The organism is Shinella sp. 1A1 (assembly GCF_055379515.1).
On the sequence record NZ_AP039671.1, the window covers coordinates 2,693,184 to 2,710,278 of the forward strand.

The window sequence follows — 17,095 nt, forward strand, 5'->3', positions numbered from 1 at the left end:
GCTAAGCCCCGCCATAAGGGCAAAAAAAATGGGCCGGCGAAATTCGCGGCCCATGAGGTGTGAAGGTCAAAAACCTCCAGAGGGGAACAGCTGATACAGCGGCACTGGGAGGAAAACCGCCATGCGCATCAGCTGTGTGCAATATGGTCGTTTTTTGATCAGATGGAAAACATTTATTGTGCAGTGCAGCTATGCGCATGCTGCATCGCTCACCACCTCAAAAATCGCTGCCCGCCACATAGAGTGCGGCAAGCGCCTCGAAGCCCGCCTGGTCCTCCGCCGTGAAGCGGCCGGGCGAAGGGCTGTCGAGATCGAGCACGCCGAGCACGGCGCCCGCGCGGATCAGCGGCACCACCACCTCGGAGCGCGAGGCGGCATCGCAGGCGATATGACCGGGAAAGGCATGCACGTCCGCCACGAGCTGGCTGCGCGCCTCGGCGACCGCCGTGCCGCAGACGCCCTTGCCGACCGGAATGCGCACGCAGGCGACCTTGCCCTGGAACGGCCCCAGCACGAGTTCGCCGGGCGTCTTCAGGAAATAGAAGCCGGCCCAGTTGAGGTCGGCGACGGCATCGTAGATCAACGCCGAGAGGTTCGCCGCATTGGCGATCGCATCGCGCTCGCCATGCAGCAGGCCTTCCGCCTGGGCAAGAAGCTCGCGGTAGAAGCCGGGCTTGTCGGCGGCTTCGATCTTGCGGATGTCGAACATGGCAGGGTTCCTGAAAGGCTGGGATCGCCCGTCGATAGACCCGCTTGCCGCTTCTGGCAAGAATGAAGCGCGCCGCTCACAGCGGCAGCCACCAGACCAATAGCCGGCTGCCCGCTTCGTCGAGACGCTGGCAACCTGTTCGCAATAAAAGGCGGGCAGCGACTTGCGCTGCCCGCTCGAGATGCCGGCCTATTTCCGGTGGTGAACCGGTTGGAGGCCATAGACCGGCGTGGGGAGGCTTTCCAGGCGCGCCTTGAGCTGGAGCGCCAGATATTGGGAATAGTGGCGCGACTGGTGCAGGTTGCCGCCGTGGAACCACAGCGCGGCCTGCTGCGTCGGCTTCCACATGTTGCGCTGCTCGCCCTCCCAGGGACCCGGATCCTTCGGCGTGTCGGAGCCGAGGCCCCAGACCTTGCCGACCCGGTCGGCCGTCTCCTGGTCGATGAGGTCGGCGACCCAGCCGTTCATCGAGCCGTAGCCCGTCGCATAGACGATGACGTCGGCCGGGATCTCCCTGCCGTCCGAAAGCTTCACGGCATTCTCCGTGATCTCCTCGACCTGCCCGGCGGCAAGCTTCACCTTGCCGTCGATGATGAGCTGGGAAGCGCCGATGTCGATATAGTAGCCGGAGCCGCGCCGCAGGTACTTCATGAAGAGGCCCGAGCCGTCCGCGCCCCAATCGAGCTGGAAGCCGGCCTTTTCCAGCGCCGCGTAGAAGTCGGCGTCGCGCTCGCGCATCTTGTCGTAGAGCGGGATCTGGAATTCGTGCATGATCCGGTAGGGGAGCGAGGCGAAGATGAGATCGGCCTTCTGCGTCGTCACGCCATTCGCCAGCGCCTCTTCGGAATAGAGCGCGCCGAGGCCGATATCCATCAGCGTGTCCGACTTGACGATATGGGTCGTCGAGCGCTGGATCATGGTGACGTCGACGCCGGCCTCGTGGAGCGCCGCGCAGATGTCGTGGGCCGAATTGTTCGAGCCGATGACGACGACCTTCCTGCCCTTGTAGCCGTCCGGTCCCGGATGCTGCGAGGAATGGTGCTGGTCGCCGGCAAAGCGCTCGCGTCCCTTGAAGTCGGGGATGTTCGCCTTGCCGGACATGCCGGTCGCGAAGACGAGCTGCTTTGGCCGCAGCACGACCTCCTCGCCGTCACGGTCGACGACAATGGTCCACTCCTGCGCCGCCTCGTCCCATTTCGCGGACTTCGCGGTGGAACGGGTCCAGTAGTTCAGCTCCATGACCTTGGTGTAGAATTCCAGCCAGTCGCCGATCTTGTCCTTCGGCGCGAAGACCGGCCAGTTCTTCGGAAAGTCGATATAGGGCAGATGGTCGTACCAGACGGGATCGTGCAGGCAGAGCGACTTGTAGCGCTTGCGCCAGCTGTCGCCCGGCCGGTCGTTCTTCTCGAGGATGATGGTGGGCACGCCGAGCTGGCGCAGCCGCGCGCCGAGCGCGATGCCGCCCTGCCCGCCGCCGATGATGACGACATAGGGCTGCTTCTCGTAGCCGAGCGTGCGCTCCTCCTCCTCGCGCTCCTCCTTCCAGGTCTTCGCGCCGAGATTTTGGCCATGCTTCGCACCGAGCGGGCGGGTGAAGCCGGATTTCTCCTCATGGCCCTTCAGCTCGGAAAGCGCCGTCAGCAGCGTCCAGATGAGGCCGTCCTTGAAGCGCACGAGGCCATAGCCTCGCCCGGTCGCCGTCTCGAAGGTGATCCAGCTTTCCAGGACACCGTCGTTCTCCGTCGCCTCCTCGCCCGAAGCGACCCGCCAGTTCGACGGCTTGGCGGCGGAAAGCTGCGATTGCAGCATGTCGCGCACCTGGTCGCGGCCCTCGACGGTCTTGATGTTCCAGGTGAAGGCGACGAGGTCACGCCAGTAGCATTCCTCGGCGAAAAGGTTGACGGCATCGTCGATCCGGCCGGCGGCAAGGGCCGCGCCGAGCGTGTCGAGAAGTGTCTGGACGCGGGTGGTGGGGGTTTTCTCGAGCATCGTTTCTCCTCCTGCTCAGTGGAAAAACGGGACGGCTCCTCAACCGCCCCGCAGAACGGACCGGCCTATCGCGTGAGGTCGATCAGGATCTTCAGGTGCCTGCCGGCAGGGTCGAGCAACTGGTCGAACCCTTCGGTGACGGCCTCGCCGAGCGAGACACGTTTCGTGACGATGCGGCCCGCCGGAATCTGGCCGCTGGCGATCAGCCGGGCGACGCGCGGCCAGTAGTGGGTCGGGTAGGCCCAGGAGCCGCGGATGTCGATGTCCTTGAAGGTGACGTCGAACCAGTTCAGAGGGTTCTCGCCGGGATGAAGCCCGGTCTGCACCACAACGCCCTGCTTGCGCACGGCGTCCGCGCAATTCTTCAACGCATGCTCGTTGCCGACGCATTCGATGGCGACATCGCAGCCGACGCCGCCCTCCGTCTCGGCGCGGATGACGTCGCCGACCTTTTCCGTCCGGGGGTTTATGGTGCGCACCTCGCCCAGCGCCTCCCGCGCCAGAGCCAGCCGGGTATCGTTCAGATCGGACAGGAAGATCTGCGAGGCCCCGGCCGCCCGCGCCGCCATGGCGACGAGAATGCCGATCGGCCCCGCGCCGGTGACGAGCACGCTGTTGCCGGCCGTCACGCCACCACGATCGCAGGCGTAGACGGCGACCGCGGTCGGCTCGATCAGGGCGGCTTCCTCGTCGCTCAGCGCATCGGGAATGGGCTGGACGTTATAGTCGTTGACAAGCGCTGCCTCTGCCATGCCGCCGGAATGCCAGGACAGGCCGGCGAGCGCGAGGTTGCCGCTGAGGTGGAAAAGGCCGCGGTCGGCATAGTAGTCGCCATGGCGTGGCATGATCAGCGGCTGGATCGAGACACGATCCCCCGGCTTTACATGACCGACCCCTTCGCCGACGGCCTTGACGACCCCGCCGAATTCGTGGCCGAGGATCTGCGGGCCGTGCGCGCCGGTAAACGGATGCGGTTCCTTCGGCACGAAGATCGGGCCATAGGCATATTCATGCAGGTCCGTGCCGCAGATACCGCAGAAGCGGTTCTCGACCAGCACCTCGCCCGGGCCGGGCGACGGCGGCGCATCGACCTCCTCGATACGCAGGTCCTTGGCGGCGTGGAAGCGCAGAGCTTTCATTGAGTTCCTCCTGTCGTTCTTGCGCAGGAGGATCAGCAAGCACCGTGCCAGAACGGCCGATGGAAGAATTTCCAATTATTATCAACGGCTTCCATCAAGGGAAGCCGGACCGCGGGGCGGGATGCAACAGGTGGCGTGCGACAGGTGTTGCAGCCGTTGCGTCAGTTGAGGCGCTTGAGGCGGCGGTGGATGGTGGAGCGGTTGACGCCGAGCTTGCGGGCGAGCGCGGAAACATTGTTGCCGCAGTCCGTGAGGGCCTGGCGCAGGGCGTCCTCGTCGCCGGGCCGGGCCGCGGCTGGTTCGGCGAAAAGGTGATCCGGCAGGCTATCGGTGCCGATGACGCCGCCCTCAGACAGCGCCGCCGCCACGCGCAACGCATTGGAGAGTTCCCGCAGGTTGCCCGGCCAGTCATGGGCGAGCAGCACGGCCCGCGCCGCCCTGTCGAGCCGGTAGGACGCGCCGTTCTCCTTCTCGATGCGGGCGAGGAGCTGGTCGACGAGCCAGCCGAGATCCTGCCGCTCCCGAAGCGCCGGCAGGCTGAGCGTCGCCGCGTTGAGGCGATAATAGAGGTCCTGCCGGAAGCGGCCTTCCCGCACCAGTTCGGCAAGGTCGCGATGCGAGGCGGAGAGAACCCTGAGGCGCACCGCCCGCGCCTTGAGCGCCCCGACCGGCTGCACCTCGTTTTCCGAAAGCACGCGCAGGAGCCGGCTTTGCAGGGCAAGCGGCATGTCGCCGATCTCGTCGAGAAAGAGCGTGCCGCCGCTCGCCTCCTCGATCAGGCCGCGCTTGCCCTTCTGGCTGGCGCCGGTGAAGGCGCCCGGCGCATAGCCGAAGAGTTCGGATTCGATGAGGTGTTCGGGGATCGCCGCGCAATTGACCGCGACGAAGGCCCCGCTGCCGCCGCAACCGTCATGGATCGCCCGCGCCAGGAACTCCTTGCCGCTGCCCGTCTCGCCCTGGATGAGGATCGGGATATCGCGCGCCGCGAGCTTTGCCGCGCGCGCCTGCACCCGCTCCATCGCGGCATCACCGTTGCTGAGGTCCCGGAGCGCCCGCGGCAGGCGCGGCTGCGCCGGCACGGCCGAACGAAGATTGACCGCCGGCGCGACGGCGCTCGCGAACAGCACCAGCCCGTTGCGCGCCTGAAGCAGCCGCTCGCCGTTCGACCGGCCGCGCATGAAGCGCGGCAGGTCGTCGACGTCGATGTCGAAGACCTGCGAGATCGGCTGGCCGAGGAAATCGCGGGTGGAAAGGCCGGCAAGGTTCATCGAACGGGCGAGCGCGCCGAAGCCGCCATGGGTGAGGCCGGTGATGCGACCGCTGCCGTCGAGGGCGATGGCGGCATCGGGATCGACATCGAGGAATTCCGGCGAGCGGGCAAGCCGCAGCACCCAGTCGTTGCGGGTGCGGGTCATGAGATTGGCAAGCTCGATGCGCCGCGCGGTGGAGGCGACGAGATGCAGCGCGAGCTGCTGGCTGGTCTTCACCGTCGGCGAGCGGAGCTGCGAGATGTCGAGCACGGCCGTCAGGCTGCCCAGCGTGTCGAAGACCGGCGCGGCGGTACAGGTGAGGCCGATATGGCTGGTGTCGAAATGGTCGTCCTGATGGATGATCACCGGCTCGCCGGAGACCATGCAGGCCCCGACCGCGCAGGTGCCCGCCCGGTTCTCCGACCATTCCGAGCCGAGATAGAGCCCCGCCTTGCGCAACTGGTTGTCGAAGGTCGGATCGCCCATGAAATCGACGGTGACGCCGCGCGCATCGGAAAGCAGCAGCACGTAGTTCTGCCCGGCCACCTGATTGAACAGCGCTTCCAGGCCAGAACGGCCGATGCGGATCAGCTCCTCGGCCTGCTCGCGATGCTCGCGCAGCTTCAGTTCGGGAACGATATAGGCTTCCTGCGCGACGGCCGGGTCGAGCTTGTAGTCGTTGAGGCAGCGCAGCCAGGACTGGATGACGGGCGCATCGCGCGGGCTGACCGCGCCCATGCCGACGCGTTCGATCTCCCGTATGTGCGACAGCGTCGACACCATCCAGACATCCTCCCGCGCGCATGGTCGCACAGGAGGGCCCGTCCGGCAATCGCCCCGCTATCCGTCCTTAGTCGGCCTTCCAGTGCGGATAGGTCGGCGGGAACATCGTCTCGACGGAAGGATGGCCCCAGCTGCGCTCGGGATATTTGGCGACAAGCCCGTCGAACTGCGCCTGCGCCTGTCTCCGCGCCGCCTTGATGTCGATGCCGGCCACCTCGCCGTCGCGCATGGAGAGCCGCCCGTCGACGAAGACGGCGCGCGTCACCCGGCCGGTCGCACCGAAGATCAGCGTTTGCACCGGGTCGACCGTCGGCGCGAAGCGCGGATCGGAAAGGTCGAAGATGGCGATATCCGCCTTGGAGCCCGGCTGCAGGCGGCCGATATCCGAGCGGCCGAGCGCATCGGCCCCGCCGAGCGTCGCCGCGTCGAAGACCTCCGCCGTCGAAAGCCCCGCCTCGCCCGCCGCGATGCGGCCGGTCATCAGCGCGACAGCCATGTTCAGCACCATGTCCGGCGGCGTCGTGTCGGTGCCCATGCCGATGCGGATGCCGAGATCGCGGCAACGACGGAAGGAATTGAGATATTCGCCGCCGCGCGCATAGACCAGCGGGCAATGGGCGATGGTCACGCCATGCTTCGCATAGAGGTCGAGGTCCTCCGGCTCGGCCTGCACCGCATGCGGCGCGATCAGCCGCTCGCTGAGAAGGCCGTGGCGCGCCATCCATTGCGGCGCGGTGGTGCCGTGCAGGCGGGCGACGGTCTGGCGCTCCATCTTGCCCTGCGCCATATGCAGACGCACCGGCAGGTTCATCTCGGCGGAAGCCGCCATGGTGCGCTGGAGAAGCGCCAGCGTCGAGGTCTCCACCCGGTCCGGCGCGAGCATGCCCTGCACCAGCCCCTCGTGGCGGCCGGCGATGCGGCCGGCAAAGGCGATGGCGTCCTCCAGCCCCTTGAGACCGCGCGCCTCGTCGAAGACCGGCTCCAGCACGCCGGGCGCCTCGCAGACCATGCCGCCCGAACGATAGGCCGGGCCGAGCCAGACGCGCAGGCCGAGATCGCCCGCCGCATCCGCCGCGCCCTCGAACTCGGCGACCGTTTCCGCCCATTCGCGATAGAACAGCGAGGCGATGGGCAGCGCCGAGGTGACGCCGCTCAGGAGCAGCTGCGCAAAGGCGAAGCGCTTCTGGAAGACGAGCTGCTCCGGCGTGTACATCTCGTAGGGGCCGCGCTCGACATAGCTGCGCGGCCAGACGCGGCCCGTCGCCCAGCCGGGGCCGTAGTCGATGGTCAGGACCGTGGTGTCGATGTCCGACAGGGCGTCGAGATCGACGAAGCCGGGCGAGACCAGCATATCGCCAAGTTCGATGCGCCGCGCCACCTCGCCGGGAAAGCGCGGGCCGACATAGACGACCTCCTGCCCCTCGATGACGATCTCGCCGTCGGTCAGAAGCCTGTGGCGGCCGTTTTCATGGGCGACGATCCAGCGTGCGGAAAGCGCGGTGCGGCCTTCCGGGCGGCGGCCGAGGACGAGGTCGGAAAGGGTCATGGATCTATCCAGTCTGGCAATCGGATTTCAAACTATTCGATAAGGTCGAGGTCGCGGCTGTGCCCCCAGAACATCCGGGGCGTCTCCAGCGCATAACGCAGGCCGAGGCGGTCGATCATCAGGTCGGCCTCGCGCTGGGCGGCGTCCAGCACCGCGTCCTGGTCGACATGGACCGGCTTGCGGTCACGCAGCAGCACCTTGCCGCCGACGAGGACGGTGTGCACGTCGTTGCCATTGGCGAAATAGGTGACGCGGTATTCCGGCATATGGGCGGGATAGAGATGCGGCCGGCGCAGGTCGACGAGGATGACGTCAGCCTTCTTGCCCGGCTCCAGCGAGCCGATCTCGCTTTCGAGGCCGACCACGCGGGCGGCATCGATGGTGCACATTTCCAGCGCCTTGCCCGGCGGCAGCCAGCTCGGATCGTGAAAATGGGTGCGGTGGTAATGCATGCATTGCTGCATGTGGCGGAGCATGTCGGCCGAGCGGTCCGGCGCGGTCGCGTCCGAGCCGATGACGACGGTGACGCCGGCATCGAGCAGTTCCGTCACCGGGCAGCGCGCGAGGATGGCAGCGACGGCGCTCGGATTGTGCACGATGGTCGTGCCGGTCTTGGCGCAGATCGCGATCTCCTCCTCGTCCAGCCCCGTGGCGTGCGACAGCAGCGTGCGCGGGCCGAGAATGCCGATCTCGTTCGCGATGCGGACGCTGCCCGTGGTGTGACCGTCCTGCGTGAAGACGAGGCCGCGCTCTTCCGCATATTGCTTGACCGCGCGCGACTGGGCGACGGCCTCTTCGGCACCGGCCGCCTCCCGATAGCCGCGATGCAGCGTCGGCGTCAGCAGGGCGACGTGCAGGCGGCCGTCATGGCTGCCGTGCCAGCGGTCGACGAGGGTCTTGCAGGTGGCGAACTGCCGGTCGAAGGAAACCGGATAATCCGTCCGCGTCTCGCCCTCCCAGCGGGCGTAGGTCAGCGGATGCGGCGGGCGCGTCGTGCCGACGGCGACCACCGAGCGCGTGCCGATGCCGAGCACGCCTTCCATATGCGCATCGCCATAGACCGGCTCGTCGATGCGCATGATGGAATCGCCGCCGCCGAGCAGCGAGACACCCGTGGTGACGCCGAAGCGCAGGCGCTCCAGCGCGGCGAGCTGCGCCTCGGCAAACCAGAATTCCGGCGTCGAGCCGACCGTATAGGCCCCGCGGCACGCCTGGTACCACGGATCGCTCTTGCCGCCGCCCAGCGTCTTGATCAGGCCATGGCCCGCATGGGCATGGGCGTCGACGAAGCCCGGCATGATCGCCATGCCGCGCGCATCGATGACCTCGCCGGCAGGATGCGCCGCCTCGACCTCCGCCGTCGGGCCAACGGCGACGATACGGTCCCCGGCGATGGCCACCGCCCCGTCGGCGATGATCCGGCGCTCCGGGTCGATGGCGATGACGGTGCCGTTCTTTATGAGGATATCGGCCATGGAGGGTCTCCCTTCAGTCACTCCGCGGCCGTCTGGCGCGAAAGGATACGATCGAGCGAGGGCGCGAGCCGCAGCAGCTCCTTGGTGTAGTCGTGCTGCGGCGCGGTGAACAGCGTCTCCGTATCGGCCAGCTCGACGATCTCGCCCGCCTTCATCACCGCGATGCGGTCGCACATCTGGCGGATCACCGCGAGGTCGTGGCTGATGAACAGCATGGAGAGGCCGGCAAGGTCGCGCAAGTCCTTGAGGAGGTTGAGGAGCTGCGCCTGCACCGAGACGTCGAGCGCCGAGGTCGGCTCGTCGCAGATCAGCAGCGACGGGCGCGGGCCGAGCGCGCGGGCAATCGCGATGCGCTGGCGCTGGCCGCCGGAGAAGGCGTGCGAGAAACGCCCGCCCGCATCGGCCGGCAGGCCTACCGCCTCCAGCAGGGTCTTCGCATCCTGCCGCGCCTCTTCCGCATTGGAGGCGAGCTTGTAGAACAGGATCGGCTCGGCGATGGCGGAATTGATGCGCAGGCGCGGATTGAGCGCCGAATACGGGTCCTGGAACACCATCTGCAAGGATTGCCGGACGGATTTCTCGCGCTTGGCGCCGAGCGCCGTGCCCTGGAAATCGATGCTGCCGGAACTCTGGGTGACGAGGCCGGCGATGGTGTTGGCGACGGTGGTCTTGCCGCAGCCCGATTCGCCGACGAGGCCGAAGATCTCGCCGCGGCGGACATCGAAGGAAACGCCCTTCACCGCCTTGAAGACGGACGCCTTGCGGCCGGGGATCAGCGAACGCCCGCCATATTCGACGGCAAGGTCGCGCACGGAGAGGACGACATCGTCCCTGCTGCCCGTTTCGCTCTTCGTGCTCTTGCCGCGCACGCTGGCGCGGGCATCGAGCGTCACCTGCGTTTCCTCGCTCGGCACCGGCAGGCGCTCGAGGCGGTGTTCGATCGGCGGCACCGCGGCGATCAGCGTGCGGGCATAGGGCGCCTGCGGATTGGTCAGCACCTCACGGGCCGTGCCGCTTTCCACCACCGCGCCGTTCTGCATGATGGTGACGCGGTCGGCGATCTCGGCGACGACGCCCATATTGTGCGTGACGAGCAGCACGCCGACGCCGCGCTCGTCGGCAAGGTCGCGGATCAGCTTGAGGATTTGCGCCTGCACCGACACGTCGAGCGCCGTGGTCGGCTCGTCGGCGACGATGAGCTGCGGGTTGCAGGCCAGCGCCGTCGCGATGACGACGCGCTGGCGCTGGCCGCCGGAAAGCTGGTGCGGATAGGAGCCGAGCCGGCGCTCCGGCTCGGGAATGCCGACGGCCTTCATCAGCTCCAGCGCACGCGCCCTCGCCGCCGGGCGGGAAAGCTTCAGATGGGCGAGCATGCCCTCGCAGAGCTGGCTTTCGACGGTGAAAAGCGGATTGAGGCTCGTCATCGGGTCCTGGAAGATCGCGCCGACGTCGCGGCCGGGCACGATGCCCTCGGTGCGGCCGGTGCGCAGGTCGATCGGCTTGCCGGCGATCTCGATGGAGCCGGAGGCGATCTTGCCGGGGGCCTGCAACAGGCCCATCAGCGCATTGCCGACCGTGGTCTTGCCGGCGCCGGATTCGCCGACAAGGGCGTGGATCTCGCCCGGGCGGATGAGGAGGTCGATGTCCTTGACGGCGACGAGCGTGTCGCCGTTGGCCAGCGGATATTCGACGCGCAGCTTGCGGATGTCGAGAACGGGGGGCTTTGTTTCGGTCATCTCAGCGGGCCATCAGTTTCGGGTTGAAGCGGTCGCGCAGATAGTCGCCGATCACGTTGACGGCGAGCACGAGGACGACGAGCACCGCCGCCGGCATCACGGCGATCCACCAGAGGCCGGAGAACAGGAACTGGTTGCCGATGCGGATGAGCGTGCCGAGCGAAGGATAGGTCGGCGGCATGCCGGCGCCGAGGAAGGACAGCGTCGCCTCCGTCAGGATCGCGCCGGCGAGGTTGATCGTGGCGATGACCATGACCGAGCTCATGACATTCGGCAGGATGTGCCGGCCCATGATGCGCCCGGAGGGCAGGCCGATCACCTTGGCGGCGCGCACATAGTCGCGCGCCACTTCCACCATGGTCGAGGCGCGCACCGTGCGGGCATATTGCACCCATTCGTTGACGGCGATGGAGAAGATCAGCACCAGCGGCGCCCAGGTCAGCATCGTGTCGGCGCTGAACTGCGCCCGGGCGATGCCGCTGATGAGGAGCGCGACGAGGATGGTCGGGAAGCTGACAAGCACGTCGGCGATACGCATGACGATGCTGTCGACGATGCCGCCGAAGAAGCCGGCGACAAGGCCGAGTATCACGCCGAGCGCGGCGGAAAACAGCACCGCACCGAGGCCGATGACGACGGAGATGCGCAGGCCGAACAGGATGACCGAGACGAGGTCGCGGCCCTGGTTGTCCGTGCCGAGCAGGAAACGCGGATCGCCGCCGTCCATGAAGGCCGGCGGGATCTCCATGTCGATGAGCGAGTAGGAGGAGACGTCGCGCGGGTCCATCGGCGCGATCATCGGCGCGAAGAGGACGAGCACGAGCATGACGGCGAGCACGAGGCCGGCGATCATCACGGAAACCGGCGGAAGCCGGCGCATCAGGGATTGCGTGGCCATTATCGTGTCCTCAGGCGCGGATCGATGAAGGTGTAGAGAATGTCGACGATCATGTTGATCATGACGAAGAGGAAGCCGACGAAGAGCAGGTAGGCGGCGAGCACCGGCATGTCGGGATAGCCGACGGCGTTGGTGAAGAGCAGGCCCATGCCCGGCCACTGGAACACCGTCTCCGTGACGATGGCGAAGGCGATGAGCTGGCCGATCTGAAGGCCGGTAACGGTGACGACCGGCATCAGCGCGTTGCGCAGCGCAAGGCGGCCGTAGATATAGGCGCGCGGCAGGCCGCGGGCGAAGGCGAAGCGGATATAATCCGACGACAGCACGTCGATCATCTCCGAGCGCACCAGCCGCATGATCAGCGTGAGCTGGAAGAGCGCCAGCGTGATCGACGGCAGGATCAGCGACTTCAGGCCCGAAAGAGTGAGGAAACCCGTCTGCCAGAAGCCGAGATCGACGAGGTCGCCGCGGCCGGACGAAGGCAGCCAGCGCAGATTGACCGCGAAGACGAGGATCAGCAGCAGGCCGGTGACGAAGGTGGGCATGGAGATGCCGACGAGCGTTGCCGACTGGGTGAAGCGCGAGAGGAAGGAATGCGGCTTCAGCGCGCAGAGCACGCCGAGCGGAATGCCGATGCAGAGTGCCAGCAGCGTGGCGACGATGACGAGTTCCAGCGTCGCCGGCAGGCGGCTCATCAGGAGGCCGACGACCGGCTGCTGGTAGCGGAAGCTCGTGCCGAGATTGCCGGTCAGCACCTGGCCGACGAAATCGAGGAACTGCGTGACGATGGGCTTGTCGAGGCCGAGCGCCATGCGCAGGGCGTCCTTTTCCGCCTGGGTCGCGCCCTCGCGCACCATGGAGGCGACGGGATCGCCGACAAAGCGGAACATGACGAAGGCGACGGCCGTCACGGCGAGCATCACGAGGATGGCCTGCAGAAGCCTCACGGAAAGAAGTCTGAGCATCGGAATGGTCCTTCAGGGAGCGATCATGCCCTGGGGGCGGAAACCGGGCCGTTGCGCTCCCGCTTCCTCCCGGCTTCTCGCCTGCGGAAAATGGAGCCCGGATGCCGATCGGTCCCGGCCTGCTTTCGCCTGCCGGGACCAGCCGTGGGAGAACCCGCTACTTTTTGACCTGCGCGAACCACGGGCGAACGTATTCGTCCGGGAACTGCGGGATGTCGACCTTGTCGCTCATGGCCCAGGCGACCGGCTGCTGGTGCAGCGGAATGAACAGGGCCTCGTCATGGGTGATGCGGAAGGCTTCCTTCAGCATGTCGATGCGCTTGGCCTCGTCGAGCTCCACCGCGGCCGAGCGGGCGAGCGCGTCGATGCGCGGGTCCGAAAGGCCGTTCGGATTGGAGCCGCCATAGGTGCCGTCATTGGTGGCGAGCAGCGCCTGCAGGACGCTGTAGCCGTCCATCGCCGGCAGCGAGGCCCAGCCGAGCAGGTAGACGTCGAGTTCGCCATTGTCCATGCGCGGGAAATAGGTCGTCTTGCTTTCGACGTTGAGGTCGACCTTCACGCCGATCTTCGCCCACATGGAGGAGATCGCAAGGCAGATCTGCTCGTCGGCGATATAGCGGTCGTTCGAGCAGGAAAGACCCGTCTTGAAGCCGTCCGGATAACCCGCCTCGGCCATCAGTGCCTTCGCCTTGTCGACATCGTATTCCAGCGGCACGTCGATGGCGTCGTCATGGCCGGTGACGGCCGGGGCGACGAGCATGCCGGCGACGCGCGACTTGCCGCGCATCAGCCGCTTCTGGATCGTGTTGAGGTCGATGGCGTGCCAGAGCGCCTGGCGCACCTTCTCGTTCAGCATGGGATTCGGCACGCCCGGATCGGCATGCAGTTCCTTCTTGAAGTTCAGCGCCAGCATGATGGTGCGCAGCGAGGGGTTTTCCACGACCTTCAGCCCGTCGGTGGAGGCGATACGGTCGATATCCTGCAGCGGAACCGGCGCGATCATGTCGACCTCGCCGGAAAGCAGCGCGGCGACGCGCGTCGCGTCGGAGGCGATCGGGCGGAATTCCACTTCCGTCAGGTTATGCTCGGGCTTGTCCCACCAGTCCTTGTTGACCTCGAAGACCGAGCGGGAATCCGGCTCGTAGCTCTTCAGCTTGAAGGGACCGGTGCCGTTGGCGTGGGCGCTGGCATAGGTGACGACGCCGGTCGCCGTGTTGCCCGGCTTCAGCGCGTCGTGCTCGGCCATCCACGGCTTGCTCATGATGTAAATGGCGGCAAGGTCGTTGAGCAGCAGCGGATAGGGGCCGCGCAGGATGAGGTCGACCGTGTAGTCGTCCACCTTCTCGACGCCGGTGACGGCGGAGAGGTTCTCGCGGTTGCGCGCGCCGGGATCGATCTGGCGCTGGATGGTGGCCACCACGTCGTCGGCATTGAAGGGCTGGCCTTCATGGAACTTCACGCCCTGGCGCAGCTTGAAGCGCCAGCGGGTCGGCTCGACGATCTCCCAGGACGTGGCGAGCGCCGGCTCGAGCTTCAGCTCCTTGTTGCGGCGGACCAGCGGGTCGAAGACCATGTGCTGGACGCTCTGCGTGAAGCTGTCGACCTGGGCGTTCGGATCGTAGGAGATGACATCGCCCGAGGCCGACCAGCGCAGCGTTTCGGCAAGGGCGGGGGTGGAAAGCGGCGCCAGCACGGCAAGCCCCGCCAAAAGGGTTTTCAGATAGGTCTTCACCAGGATCTCCCAAGTTTGTATGCTTGTTCCCAAAAAATTTGCATACGATTATTTTCAATATGACTGTACATAACATGCGCGCAATATCAAGATACAAAGATTAGGCCTTGCGCACATGACATGGCGCAATTCGCATGCAATCACTGCGGGAGGAAATTCGATGACGAAGGCTCTGCTGATCGAGAACGGTGTGGTCATCACCATGGATGCCGATCGGCGCCTATTCGAGCGCGGCCACGTGCTGGTGGAGGATGGGCGCATAACCGCGATCGGCGCGGGCGCGGCGGACGGCATGGCGGATGCGGAACGCATCGACGCTGCCGGCATGGTCATCATGCCCGGCCTGATCGACACCCACGCCCATGCCGGCCACATGCTGACCAAGGGCCTCGGCGGCGATTCCGACGACTGGATGACGACCACCGGCCGCATCTATGCGGAAGCCACCGACCCGGAATTCTGGGCGGCGGAGGCGGCCCTGTCGGCAGCCGAGCGCATCAAGTGCGGCACCACCACCGCCGCGCTGCTCTTCGGCGGCGGCCCGGACATCATGCGCACGGAGGCCCCCGAGGCCGCCGAAGCCCATCTGGCCGCGATCCTTGCCATGGGCGTGCGCGAAGTGCTCGCCGTCGGCCCCAACAGGCCGTCCGCCGCAAGCGTATACCGCGCCTGGCGCGCAGAAGCCCATGACGATGTCGCCGTCTCCCCGGATGTGCAGCTCGATGTCAGCGCCGGGCTGATCGACGCCTGGGCCGGCCGCAGCGACCGCATACAACTGGCGGTGTCTCTCCCCGTCTTCGATGCGGCGGAGCTGGAGGACGACGCGGCAATCGACCTTTCGAAAAAAGCACAGCGGCTCGCGCGGGAAAAAGGCGTCCTGCTCGTCCAGGACGGCCACCGCGACGGTTCGATTTCCGCCGCCGACGAGAAAATGACCCTCTTCGACAGCCGCTCGCTGCTTGCCCATTGCGTCGACCTCACCGAAGCGGACAGGGCCGTTCTGAAGCGCACCGGCGCCAAGGTCGCGCACAATCCGAGCGCGCTGATGTCGGTCTCCGGCCGCTGCCCCGCGCCGGAACTGCGGGCGGAAGGCGTCACCGTCTCGCTCGGTACCGACGCCGCCGCGCCCGACCGTTCCTTCGACATGTTCCGCAACATGTTCCAGGCGCACCGCTACCACGCCCGCCATTTCCGCGACGATGCCGTGCTGCCGCCGTCCGAGCTTCTCGAAATGGCGACCATCGAGGGCGCCCGCGCCCTCTCCATGGAAAACGAGATCGGCTCGCTGGAAGTGGGCAAGCGCGCCGACATCCTGCTCGTCAACATGCGCCAGCCGCATCTGTGGCCACCCGTCGATCCGGTGCAGCGCCTCGCGCGCTTCGCCAACGGCGCGGACGTGGACACGACCATCGTCGGCGGGCGCATCCTGATGCGCGGGCGCAAACTGGTCGGGCAGGACGAGGACGCCATCCTCGACCGGGCGGAAAAGGCCTTCCGGCTCGCCATGCGGCGCGCCGGCATCGCGTGAAGAAAGGAAACCGGACATGACCGAAGACATCCTCATCCGCAACGCCCGCCCGATGGGCGCGGCACCGGTGGACCTCCTCATCCGCGGCGGGCGTTTCAGCGCCGCGGGCGGCGACCGTCCCGCCCGGGAAATCGACGCCGCGGGCTTCATCGCCCTGCCCGGCCTCGTCGAGGCGCATACCCATCTCGACAAGACGCTGATCGGCATGGACTGGTTCGAAAACCGCGTCGGCCCGACCCGCGACCACCGCATCCTCGCCGACCGCAACGCCAAGCGCGAGCTTGGCATCGACGCCCGAAGGCAGTCCGCCCGGCAGATCTTCCAGACGCTGAAGCTCGGCGTCCTCCACATCCGCAGCCATGTCGACATCGACACGGAAATCGGTATCGCCAATATCGAGGGCGTGCTGGAAACCCGCGAGGCGCTGCGCGATCTCGTGGATGTGCAGATCGTCGCCTTCCCGCAGAGCGGCATGCTGCCGCGCGAGGGCACGTTCGAGCTGATGGACGAAGCGATGAAGGCCGGCGCCGATATCGTCGGCGGCATCGACCCCGCCACCATCGAGCGCGATCCGGTGTGCCATCTCGATGCGATCTTCTCGCTCGCCGAGCGCCACGGGAAGCCCATCGACATCCATCTGCACGAACTCGGCGAGCTCGGCGCCTTCTGCCTGGAGCTCATCATAGAGCGCACACGCGCCCTTTCCATGCAGGGCAAGGTCATGGTCAGCCATGGCTACTGTCTCGGCATGCTGGACGCCGCGCGGCAGAAGGCCCTGATCGAGGCGCTGGCGGCCGAACGCATCGCGGTAATGACGGTCGGCAGCCCCTCGGCCCCTGCCCTGCCGCTCCGGCTGATGCGGCAGAGCGGCCTCGTCGTCGCCTCCGGCTCGGACGGCATCCAGGGCACCTGGGAACCGTGGGGCAATGGCGACATGCTGGAGCGGGCGAAGTACCTCGCCCAGCGCAACGGCATGACCAACGACGCCGACCTTGCGGAAACCATGCGCATCTGCACCTTCGGCGGCGCCGAGGGTATCGGCCTTTCCGGCTACGGCTTTGCCGAAGGCGACCATGGCGACCTCGTTCTGGTGCCCGCCAGCACCCTTGCCGAGGCCGTGGCCCTGACGCCGCAGAAGCGCACCGTCATCCGCCGCGGCCGCGTCGTCGTGCGCGACGGCGAGCCGGCCGCGGGCCTGCCGGGCATCGCCTGACGCGCCCCGCCGCCGCCGATCACGTTTCCGTGCATTCGCCCTCGCCACCGGCCGGGCGGGCGCAAATGGGTGGACATCCCGCTGCGGAAGATGTTTTACGGTGTTTTCCCCAGCGCGGCGGCGGCCCGATTC

General features: G+C 66.9%; 12 protein-coding genes. 2 read left to right on the forward strand and 10 right to left on the reverse strand.

The features are described 5' to 3' along the window. Window positions 1-217: 217 nt before the first annotated feature. From ACZ48C_RS13215 to ACZ48C_RS13260, 10 genes are all read right to left on the reverse strand, one after another. Window positions 218-709 carry a GAF domain-containing protein gene (locus tag ACZ48C_RS13215; protein ID WP_119256501.1) on the reverse strand — a complete coding sequence of 164 codons (492 nt, stop codon included), beginning with the start codon at window positions 707-709 and terminating at the stop codon, window positions 218-220. 189 nt (window positions 710-898) lie between these two features. After that, on the reverse strand, window positions 899-2,698 hold the full coding sequence (locus ACZ48C_RS13220) for an NAD(P)/FAD-dependent oxidoreductase (RefSeq protein WP_464781365.1): 1,800 nt from the start codon (window positions 2,696-2,698) through the stop codon (window positions 899-901). Window positions 2,699-2,763: 65 nt separating this feature from the next. Further along, window positions 2,764-3,837: a 2,3-butanediol dehydrogenase gene (locus tag ACZ48C_RS13225; protein WP_464781366.1), complete on the reverse strand. Its 1,074-nt coding sequence runs from the start codon at window positions 3,835-3,837 to the stop codon at window positions 2,764-2,766. 161 nt (window positions 3,838-3,998) lie between these two features. Further along, window positions 3,999-5,870 carry a sigma-54-dependent Fis family transcriptional regulator gene (locus ACZ48C_RS13230; RefSeq protein ID WP_415215467.1) on the reverse strand — a complete coding sequence of 624 codons (1,872 nt, stop codon included), beginning with the start codon at window positions 5,868-5,870 and terminating at the stop codon, window positions 3,999-4,001. 67 nt (window positions 5,871-5,937) lie between these two features. Beyond that, the gene (locus tag ACZ48C_RS13235; RefSeq protein ID WP_464781367.1) at window positions 5,938-7,416 is read right to left on the reverse strand and encodes an amidohydrolase family protein; all 1,479 of its coding nucleotides are present in this window, start codon (window positions 7,414-7,416) and stop codon (window positions 5,938-5,940) included. A gap of 32 nt (window positions 7,417-7,448) precedes the next feature. Then, the gene (locus ACZ48C_RS13240) at window positions 7,449-8,891 is read right to left on the reverse strand and encodes an amidohydrolase family protein (protein WP_464781368.1); all 1,443 of its coding nucleotides are present in this window, start codon (window positions 8,889-8,891) and stop codon (window positions 7,449-7,451) included. A 17-nt stretch (window positions 8,892-8,908) separates the two neighbouring features. Continuing rightward, window positions 8,909-10,627 (reverse strand): dipeptide ABC transporter ATP-binding protein, encoded by a 1,719-nt coding sequence (locus tag ACZ48C_RS13245; protein ID WP_464781369.1) that lies wholly within the window; start codon window positions 10,625-10,627, stop codon window positions 8,909-8,911. Window position 10,628: 1 nt separating this feature from the next. Further along, on the reverse strand, window positions 10,629-11,525 hold the full coding sequence (locus tag ACZ48C_RS13250; RefSeq protein WP_464781370.1) for an ABC transporter permease: 897 nt from the start codon (window positions 11,523-11,525) through the stop codon (window positions 10,629-10,631). Then, on the reverse strand, window positions 11,525-12,490 hold the full coding sequence (locus ACZ48C_RS13255) for an ABC transporter permease (protein WP_119256493.1): 966 nt from the start codon (window positions 12,488-12,490) through the stop codon (window positions 11,525-11,527). The genes ACZ48C_RS13250 and ACZ48C_RS13255 overlap by 1 nt, the downstream gene beginning before the upstream one ends. Before the next feature lie 157 nt (window positions 12,491-12,647). Beyond that, window positions 12,648-14,222: an ABC transporter substrate-binding protein gene (locus tag ACZ48C_RS13260; protein ID WP_464781371.1), complete on the reverse strand. Its 1,575-nt coding sequence runs from the start codon at window positions 14,220-14,222 to the stop codon at window positions 12,648-12,650. A gap of 160 nt (window positions 14,223-14,382) precedes the next feature. Between ACZ48C_RS13260 and ACZ48C_RS13265 the strand changes: the two genes are divergently transcribed. Beyond that, entirely contained in the window at window positions 14,383-15,750 is a 1,368-nt protein-coding gene (locus ACZ48C_RS13265) for an amidohydrolase family protein (protein ID WP_464781372.1), read from the forward strand. A gap of 16 nt (window positions 15,751-15,766) precedes the next feature. Next, entirely contained in the window at window positions 15,767-16,963 is a 1,197-nt protein-coding gene (locus ACZ48C_RS13270; RefSeq protein ID WP_464781373.1) for an amidohydrolase, read from the forward strand. Window positions 16,964-17,095 lie beyond the last annotated feature (132 nt).

Bases quoted from the DNA above. Each gene is read 5' to 3' on its own strand.
- ACZ48C_RS13245 (WP_464781369.1), bottom strand. From the start codon at position 10,627: ATGACCGAAACAAAGCCCCCCGTTCTCGACATCCGCAAGCTGCGCGTC.
- ACZ48C_RS13230 (WP_415215467.1), bottom strand. From the start codon at position 5,870: ATGGTGTCGACGCTGTCGCACATACGGGAGATCGAACGCGTCGGCATG.
- ACZ48C_RS13225 (WP_464781366.1), bottom strand. From the start codon at position 3,837: ATGAAAGCTCTGCGCTTCCACGCCGCCAAGGACCTGCGTATCGAGGAG.
- ACZ48C_RS13265 (WP_464781372.1), top strand. From the start codon at position 14,383: ATGACGAAGGCTCTGCTGATCGAGAACGGTGTGGTCATCACCATGGAT.
- ACZ48C_RS13220 (WP_464781365.1), bottom strand. From the start codon at position 2,698: ATGCTCGAGAAAACCCCCACCACCCGCGTCCAGACACTTCTCGACACG.
- ACZ48C_RS13255 (WP_119256493.1), bottom strand. From the start codon at position 12,490: ATGCTCAGACTTCTTTCCGTGAGGCTTCTGCAGGCCATCCTCGTGATG.
- ACZ48C_RS13215 (WP_119256501.1), bottom strand. From the start codon at position 709: ATGTTCGACATCCGCAAGATCGAAGCCGCCGACAAGCCCGGCTTCTAC.
- ACZ48C_RS13240 (WP_464781368.1), bottom strand. From the start codon at position 8,891: ATGGCCGATATCCTCATAAAGAACGGCACCGTCATCGCCATCGACCCG.
- ACZ48C_RS13235 (WP_464781367.1), bottom strand. From the start codon at position 7,416: ATGACCCTTTCCGACCTCGTCCTCGGCCGCCGCCCGGAAGGCCGCACC.
- ACZ48C_RS13270 (WP_464781373.1), top strand. From the start codon at position 15,767: ATGACCGAAGACATCCTCATCCGCAACGCCCGCCCGATGGGCGCGGCA.
- ACZ48C_RS13250 (WP_464781370.1), bottom strand. From the start codon at position 11,525: ATGGCCACGCAATCCCTGATGCGCCGGCTTCCGCCGGTTTCCGTGATG.